This is a genomic window from Mycobacterium montefiorense (assembly GCF_025823255.1).
Taxonomy (GTDB): Bacteria; Actinomycetota; Actinomycetes; order Mycobacteriales; family Mycobacteriaceae; genus Mycobacterium; species Mycobacterium montefiorense.
On record NZ_JACKVL010000013.1, the window covers coordinates 335,471 to 343,844 of the forward strand.

Here is an 8,374-nt window from a genome sequence, read left to right on the forward strand (position 1 = left end):
GGTGGCACTGGGTCGTGGTTACTCCACGACCCAGCTGTCCTCCTCGGCGAGCAGTGAACAGAGCAGTGAATGTATTGCCTCCAGCGGCTTTTCCCGCCCGGGCAGGTGCGCATGGTGCTCGATGAACAGCCGGCCCGCGAAACTTCCGCAGCTGTAGAGGTCCACGGGGGCGCGGGTCGGGAACCATAGTTCGCTCGCGAAGTCGTCCAGCTCCATGTCCGGCGGTGTGCGCAGCGCAGGGATGGTGCCGGTGTCGGTGCACAGCACCACCGGGGGCAGGCCCGCCGGTGTGCCCTGGTATTGCAGGTTGAAATGCAGCGCGGATTGCTGAATCACACCGTCGGACAGGTCCGTCCGGAACGAGTCCACGATGCCGCGGGCCAGCTCGACGAGGTCGGTGTCCGGCCTGATCTCGGCCAGGTAGGTCGCCACCCCCAGCGGCAGCGTGCTGCCGGTGAGACTCACCGGGGGCGACAGCAGATAGCGCAGATCAACCGGATAGATGTAGGGAATCGGAATGTGCGGGGTCTTGCGCAGTTCCCATTCCGCCAACAGGATCGCCGCGGCCACCACGGAGTTAAGGCTGAGCTGATTGGCCAAACCGAACTCCACCAGTTCGGCGGTCTCTTCCTCGGAGAACCGGATCCGGGCGATCGGAATCGGTTGGATTGAATCCGGATCCGCCATCTCGGGTGGCTTCTCCTGGGCCGGCAAGTCGTAAGCGAACAGCGCCTTGAACAGCTTTTCGAGCCCGGACCGCTGTTGCTTGGTCACACCACGCTGTTCGAGCAACAGCTCCAGCGCCTCGGGTGCGGGTTGCGGAGTCCTCGGAGCCGGGGCGCCGGTGGTGACCACGTCGGTGTAGAGCGAGAAGAGTTCTTCGAGGAGACCGAACGCATGGTGGGCGTCGGCCAGGCTGTGATGGGTGTACAGCGTGATCTCGGTGCGTCCACCGCTGCGCTTGCACCGCAGATTCAGCAGCGTTTGGTGCTGATCCAGGTGCATGCCCGCGGTTTTCGGTGCGGCATCCGAATCGTCGTCGACGACCCAAATGCCCGGGTGCATCAGGTCTTCGGCGATGATCTGGTAGCGGCCGTCGTCGGTCTTCTCCAGCCGGCCGGTGAATACCGGGTGGGATTCCAGCAACGCGTCGAAGGCGTCCGACATCGCGCCGATGTCGACGGGACCGTTGACATGCGCGGTGAAGGCGAAATAAGTCTCGTTGATCGCGAACACCTCTTCGCTACGCGTCAACTTTCGGATCACGGATCCGGGAAACACCGTCATACCCCCCTGTTCAACATGTGCTGGCCCGTCGATAGCCCAAAAGCGTTGGCACGATGCACACGACAGCGATGCCGCCGGACCACAGCAGTGTGGCGATCATCGGCCACCGCACCGGTCCGCCCATGGACAGTCCGCGCATCGTTTCGATCGCGTAGCTCATCGGCTGGTGCGCGACGACCGGCTGTATCCACTTGGGGAATTGGTCCACCGGCAGGAACCCGGTGGAGAACACGACCGCGAGGATGTGCACCAGCGTGACCGTCTCGAGCAGAAAATTGTTGGCCGTGTACAGCGCAACCATCGTGATCAGGGTGGCGAATGCCAGCCCGAATATCAGCGGGATGACGAACCAGGTCAGGGTCGCGAGAATGCCCTGGTGGAACCGGAATCCGAGGATCAATCCCACGGCCAGCACAACCAGCGTCGTGATCATGATCCGAACCGTCTCAGCGACGATCCGCGAGAGCACACCCGACGCGCGGTGCACCGGAACAACCCACAGGCGGCGCAGCAGGCCGTCGTTGCGCTCGCGGATCAGGCCGATCGCCCCGACGACGGCACCGTTGATCGTGGCGGCGAGTGCGTTCAGCGGCACCGTGCCGTACAGCGCACTGTGACCGCTGACTTGTGAAATGACGTTGCCCAGAATGATGTTCAGGGTCAGCAGGAAAAGGATGGGCAACACCAGCGCCTCGATCACCGCCGTGAGGTCGCGTGCCCACCCCAGCAGGATCCGCCTGGTCTGGACCCGGGTTTGGGCTACCAGTGCCCGCAGTGAATTCTCGTGGTACTGCCCGTGGGGCGCACCGAAACCGGTGGCGGGCTCGTGCACCAATGTCATTTTGCCCGCCTAGACAAAACGATCACCGACGTCGGTATCAGGAACGCGGTCAAGCCGCAGAGCCAGGCCAGCGTCGGCACCAGCACCGACCAGGTCACCGGGGTGCCGTACGGGGCGGCGTCACCGTCCAGCGCGCGCAGCGCGGTCACGAACTGCGACACCGGCTGGTTGCGCACAATGGGCTGGATCCAGTGTGGAAATTGTTGGGCCGGTTGAACTCCCGTGGACAGCAGCCCGAAGATCAGCGGTGGCAGGATCAGCAACGGCGTCATCGCCTCCGGGTTGCGGCTACCGGTGCCGATCAGGTCCGCACCGAATGACAGCACCGACCCGATCGCGACCACTAACCCGACGAACGCGATGGTGTACGCCACCGAGTGGTGGAACCGGAATCCGATCACGTAGCCGCAGACCACCGCCACGGCCATCGAGATCGTGCACCGGTACACCGCGGCCGAGATGCGGGCACCCACCGGTGCGAACGGAGCCATCGGCATCGATCTGAATCGCCGATTGATGCCCTTCACCGAATCCGTCGCCGCCCGAAAAGCCGTCGACATCGCGGCGAATGTGATGGCCTGCAAGGCGATCAACGGCATCACGTATTGCGCGTAGCTGCTGCACAGGGTTTTGGTCGCGGTACCCATCACCTGATGCAACGGGATGTAGAAGCCGGCCGTGAAGACCACCGAGGACGCGATCGTCACGACGAGCTCACCGTTGCGCAGGGTCGGCGCGATGAAACGCTTGGTGAGTACCCACCATTGTGCGAGCGGTGAGAGGTGGCGCTCGGTGGTGGTTGACGCGGTCACCCGGCGGCCTGTGTCGCAACGGGAGTGCGCTGCCTGGGGGATTCGTCTGTCAGCGCGAGGAATACGTCGTCGAGTGACGGGCGCCGCAGCGCCACGTCGGCCACGTCGATGTTGGCCGCGGCCAGCCGGCCCACCGCCTCGATCAGCGTGTTGGCGCCATCGGGCGCCGGTATCGCGATGCGATCCGACTCGGGTGTCAAAGCGGCCCGGATCTTGTCGGGCACCAGCGAGCCGAGCGTGTCGGCGATCGTGGCCAGATCCTTGAGATTGCGCGGCACGATTTCGCAGTAACTGCCGCCGGTGCGCTCCTTGAGCTGATCGGCCGTTCCCTGCGCGATGACGCGTCCGTGGTCGATCACCACGATCCGATCGGCCAGCGCGTCGGCTTCCTCGAGATACTGCGTGGTGAGCAGCGTGGCGATGCCCAGACCCTTGAACTTGCTGACCAGGTCCCAAATGCTTTGCCTGCTACGCGGATCCAGCCCGGTGGTGGGTTCGTCGAGAAAGACCACCTGAGGCCGGACCACCAAACCGCAGGCGATATCGATGCGCCGGCGCATACCGCCCGAGTAGGTTTTCACGCGCCGGTCGGCGGCGTATGCCAGATCGAATTCGTCGATCAGCTCCTTGGCGCGGGCGTGGGCGGCCGACTTACGCAATCCGAACAGCTGACCGAACATCACCAGGTTTTCGCTGCCGGTGAGCATGTCGTCGATCGCCACTTGCTGGCCGGTGAGCATGATCGAGCGGCGCACCCCGGCCGGCTCGGACACGACGTCATAGCCGGCGACCTCCGCACGGCCGCTGTCCGGCCGGCTCAGGGTGGACAGGATGTCCACCAGCGTGGTCTTACCCGCCCCGTTCGGACCGAGCAGGCCGAGCACCTCACCGCGACCGACTTCAAAGCTGACCTCTGCTAAGGCCACAAACTCGCCGAAGGTCTTGCGAACCTTGTCGACGATGACGGCCTTCTCAAAGTCCTTATGCGCGTTAACCACTCAGTTCCCCTCAACCCGCGTCAAGCGCCGACAAATCCACCAGGGCCAGCTCGACGGGCTGACCCATCTCGCCGTCGTCACCGACCGCGGTGATCGCATCCTGGATCAACTCGCGCAGCGCGATCGGGAAACGCTGCGCCAGCGCCTCGGCCTGCGCGCCCTGCACCCGGCGAGCGTCATACCACCAATCGAGATGCAGCATCCCGGAGTGCCGGTACACCCGGAACTCGATGGCATGGCCGAGGCCCGGAATCGAGTCGCGCACCGGCATCGCTACGTCGGAGTCGAATTGCACCGCGGCATCGATGGGCGGCAACTCGGGGATCGCGCCGGCGTACCGGAAGTGCAGATCCGCCGAGCCCGCGGCGCAGAGCTGCCGCGCGGTGGGCGCATAGAGGTTCCGCAGCAGCCCGTAGCCGATGCCGTAATGCGGAACGGATTTGAGCGTGTCCCGCACGGCTTCCAGCAGTTCGGTCGCCGCAGTGTCGCTGGTGCACCCGAGCGCGATCGGGTAGATCGTGGTGAACTGCCCGATGGTTCTGCGCAGGTCGACATCCGGGCGCAGCACCGAGCGGCCCGGCCCTTCCAGGTCGACGGCGAGGACACCGGAGCCCATTGTTCCGGCGATGGTTTGACTCAGCGCGGCGAGCAGGATCTCCTCGACCGACCACCCGAGCACCCGGCGCGCGTCGTCGACCTCCGATGTCTGCTCGACGGTCAGCTTCGATAGCACCTTCTTGAGGTCATCGCCGTGCGGCGGTTCGGTGACCTCCGTGTTCGCCGGCCGCAGCGTGGCCACCTTCGAGCTCTCCAGCCAGAATTCGCGAGTGTCGAGCACCGCCGGATGCGTGGCGAGAGCCGCGCAACGCTGCGACCAGTCCCGCCATGAGGTGGTGTTCGCCGGCAGCGAGATGTCCTCGCCGGCAAGGCGTTGCGTGAATGCCGTAAAGATATCGGCGATCAGGATTTCCCGCGACGTGGTGTCGGCGACAATCTCGTGCAGCGACAGTGCCAGGTAGCACGCACCGTGGGAATCCGAGACGTAGACGGCCGTCAACGGCGCGGCGAGGTCACCCGTGGTGGTCAGCTCGGCGGCGATGTCGAGCACCGCTGCCCGTTGCACTGCGGATTCCGATGCCCCCCCAGTTTCCGGGCTGTCCGGAAGCGAACGCGAGGACAGTGCGTCGAATTCGTCTGGCGCAGCGATGTGTTGCTCCCAGACTCCGGCGCGTTCGACGAGCCGCACGCGCAATGCGTCGTGGTGGTTGGTCAACGCGGTGAGCACGGACCGGACGTCGTCCACGCCGACTGCTGCGTCGAGACGCAGGATCAGCGGCACCCGCCAGCGTCCCGCCTCCTGCACTCCGTGGTCGAGGAAGTGCGCGATATTCGGTGGAATGGTCGGATGAGAGCTGGCCTCAGCCGGTTTCGCCAAGCCGCCGGCCGCATACTTCGAATCGACATGCGCGGCCAGGGCTACCAGCGTCGGGTTTCCGTAGAGGTCCTGCGGGCTGATGTCCAGGCCCGCGTTGCTGGCGTTGGTCGCGATGCCGATCGCGATCAGGGAGTCGCCGCCGAGGTCGAAGAAGTTGTCGGTGCGCCCGATGGAGTTCAGTCCCAGGCACTGCATCCAGATCTGCCGCAATACCGCCTCGGTTTGCGATTGCCCGTTGGCGGCGACGTCGGCGTGGACGGCCGAGCCATTTGTGGATGCTGCCGCCACCGTGTCCTCGGCGGTCCGGTCGGCCCAGTTGACCGGCCTAGCATCAATCCAATGCCGTTCGTGGGCAAAGGGATAACCGGGCACGGAGATGATGTGCTGCTTAGTTCCGGTTGCCGGTGTCCAGTCGACCGGCACGCCCGCCGACCACAATTGGCCGAGGCCCAGCAGGAAGGTGTCCCTGTCGTCGACATTTTGAATCGGGTGCCGCATCAGGCGAATCGCCCGGTGCCCGCCCGACCACTTCGGGTGCCGCATCGCCGAACCCGTCAGGCTGCCGCCTGGGCCCACCTCGACAAGGATCCGGTCCGGATCGCTCAGCAGCACGTCGAGTTCGTCGGCGAAGCGGATCGTGGAGCTGATCTGCCGGGCCCAACTGGCCGGATCGGTGATCTGTTCATCCGACATCCAGGTCCCGGTGAGATTGGACAGCAGCGGTGTGTTCGGCCGGCCGAGTTTGACGCCGGTCAGGAACTGCTGAAATTCCGCTGCCATGGCATCCATTGCGCTGGAATGGAATGCGTGGGTGGCGCGCACCCGTCGGGCGGTGATGCCGGCCTCGCGCAGGCGTTGGGTGAACGCGCGGATCTCGTCGTTCGGTCCCGAGACGACGCAGTTGCCCGGGTCGTTGACCGCGGACAGCTCGACACCGGGACGCAGGTACTCGGCGATGTCGTCGGGACCCAGCGCCACGGCCACCATGGAGCCCGGCGGGGACTCATGCATCAGGCGGGCACGCAGGGCCACCAGCTTGATCGCCGTCTCGAGGTCGAAGACCCCGGCCAGGGTGGCGGCGATGTACTCGCCGGTGCTGTAACCGATGTATGCCCCGGCGCGCACGCCAAAGCTTTCGACCAGCCGCGCCAGCGCGTACTCCACCGTGAACAGTGCGGGCTGGGAACGGTCGATGCGTTCTAAATCCGTTGTGGCGTCGCCGAATATCTCCGCGTGCAGGTCGATCTCCATCTCGCTGCGGAATCCAGCGACGCACGCGTCGAAATGTTCGGCGAAGACGGGCTCGGTGTCATACAGCCCGCGGGCCATCCCTACGTGCTGAGCTCCCTGGCCCGGGAACATCAAAACGACGTGCTCCGAATTCGATTCGGCGTTGTCGCCGACGGATTCCCCGACGAAGACGTTGTCGTGCTCAGCCGCCCGCAACACCGTGGCGGCGTGCTCGCGGTCGTGCACGACGGCTGCCATGGTGACGGGATGCTTGCGGCGACCGGCGAGGGTGAACGCGACGTCGGACAGGTCCGGGCCGTCCGGCGCGGTGAGCGCGGCGGCCAGGGTGGCCCGCGATTCTCCCAGCGCCGCCGCGGTGCGTGCCGACAGCAGCAGTACCTGCGGCTTGGTCGACTCGACCTGCACCGCAACCGGCGGCGCCTCTTCCAAGACGACGTGCGCGTTGGTGCCGCCCACACCGAACGAGCTGACCCCGGCCCGGCGCACTCCATCGGATTCCCACGCGGCGTAGCTGCTCTGCACAGTGAACGGGGTCTCGTCCAGGCGGAGTTCCGGGTTGGGGCTGGTGTAGTGCAGCGTCGCGGGAATCGCCTTGTTCTTCAGGCACAGAATCGTTTTGATCATGCCCACCACACCGGCGGCTACCTCGAGGTGGCCGATGTTCGACTTGACCGACCCAAGAACACATGGTCCGGGTCTGGGTGTGTCGGACACGGCGAACGCGTTGCGCAGTCCCTGGACTTCGATCGGGTCACCCAGCGGCGTGCCGGTCCCGTGCGTCTCGACGTAGCTCACGGTCGAGGCGTCGACGCCCGCCACCGCGTGAGCTTCGGCGATAACGTCGGCCTGGGCGGCCGGATTCGGTGCCGCATAGCCCATTTTCGCCGATCCGTCGTTGTTGATCGCCGATCCGCGGATCACGGCGTGGATGCGGTCCCCGGCTTCGCGCGCGGCCTGCAGTGGCTTGAGGGCAACCATCGCGACACCGCTGCCGAACACCGTACCGTCGGCGCGCACGTCGAAGGGCCGGCAGTGGCCGACGGCCGACACCATCGATCCCGGCGAGTTCCAGTAGCCGACATGGTGCGGCACCGACAGCGAGACCCCGCCGGCCAGCGCCATGTCGCACTCGCCGGATAGCAGGCTCTGGCAGGCCAGATGGACCGCGACCAACGACGACGAGCACGCCGTCTGCACGGTGAGGCTCGGGCCGCGGAGGTTGAACTGGTGAGATACCCGCGTCGCCAGGAAGTCCTTGTCGTTCTGCAGGAACAGGTTGAACTGCTCGAAGTTGAGTCCTGTTCCCATGAACGCGTTCTGGCCGTGGTGTGACGACAGGTTGTGCAGCAGATAGCCGCTGGGGGAGCAGGTTCCGTAGACGCCGATGGACCCGTCGAACAGGGCTGGGTCGCAGCCGGCATCTTCGAAGGCGTGCCATGCGCATTGCAGGAACAACCGATGCTGGGGATCCAGCGTCCGGGCGAATTGCGGTGGGAAGCCGAAGAATTCGGCGTCGAACTCGTCGATACCGTCGACGATCGGTGCGCGGCGCACATACGCCGGGTTCGCCAGCACCTCGTCGCCGACCCCGGCGGCCCGCAGTTCGTCTTCGGACAGTGTGCTGATCGACTCTTCGCCGCGCGCGAGGTTGTCCCAGAACGCCGACACACTGTTGGCGCCGGGGAATCTTCCGGCCATGCCGACCACCGCAATTGCGGTGTCCGGCAATCCCTCTTCCTGCGTGCTCATG

5 protein-coding genes are annotated in these 8,374 nt (G+C 65.6%); all 5 read right to left on the reverse strand.

Going from position 1 to position 8,374, the window contains the following annotated elements; translation table 11 throughout:
- Positions 1 to 18 precede the first annotated feature (18 nt).
- The 5 genes from H7K34_RS14990 to H7K34_RS15010 are packed head-to-tail and all read right to left on the reverse strand — an operon-like array spanning position 19 to position 8,373.
- On the reverse strand, positions 19 to 1,281 hold the full coding sequence (locus H7K34_RS14990; RefSeq protein WP_264063564.1) for a phthiocerol/phthiodiolone dimycocerosyl transferase family protein: 1,263 nt from the start codon (positions 1,279 to 1,281) through the stop codon (positions 19 to 21).
- Between the two features lie 16 nt (positions 1,282 to 1,297).
- Positions 1,298 to 2,128: an ABC transporter permease gene (locus tag H7K34_RS14995; RefSeq protein WP_264062793.1), complete on the reverse strand. Its 831-nt coding sequence runs from the start codon at positions 2,126 to 2,128 to the stop codon at positions 1,298 to 1,300.
- Complete coding sequence (locus tag H7K34_RS15000) at positions 2,125 to 2,940, reverse strand: ABC transporter permease (protein WP_264062795.1); 816 nt, start codon at positions 2,938 to 2,940, stop codon at positions 2,125 to 2,127. Before H7K34_RS15000 ends, H7K34_RS14995 begins: the two co-directional genes overlap by 4 nt.
- Positions 2,937 to 3,938 carry an ATP-binding cassette domain-containing protein gene (locus tag H7K34_RS15005; protein ID WP_264062796.1) on the reverse strand — a complete coding sequence of 334 codons (1,002 nt, stop codon included), beginning with the start codon at positions 3,936 to 3,938 and terminating at the stop codon, positions 2,937 to 2,939. Before H7K34_RS15005 ends, H7K34_RS15000 begins: the two co-directional genes overlap by 4 nt.
- A gap of 10 nt (positions 3,939 to 3,948) precedes the next feature.
- Positions 3,949 to 8,373: a beta-ketoacyl synthase N-terminal-like domain-containing protein gene (locus tag H7K34_RS15010; RefSeq protein WP_264062797.1), complete on the reverse strand. Its 4,425-nt coding sequence runs from the start codon at positions 8,371 to 8,373 to the stop codon at positions 3,949 to 3,951.
- Position 8,374: the final 1 nt, after the last annotated feature.

Excerpts from the sequence above, each read along its gene's own strand:
- H7K34_RS15010 (WP_264062797.1), bottom strand. The coding sequence starts at position 8,373 with ATGAGCACGCAGGAAGAGGGATTGCCGGACACCGCAATTGCGGTGGTC.
- H7K34_RS14995 (WP_264062793.1), bottom strand. The coding sequence starts at position 2,128 with ATGACATTGGTGCACGAGCCCGCCACCGGTTTCGGTGCGCCCCACGGG.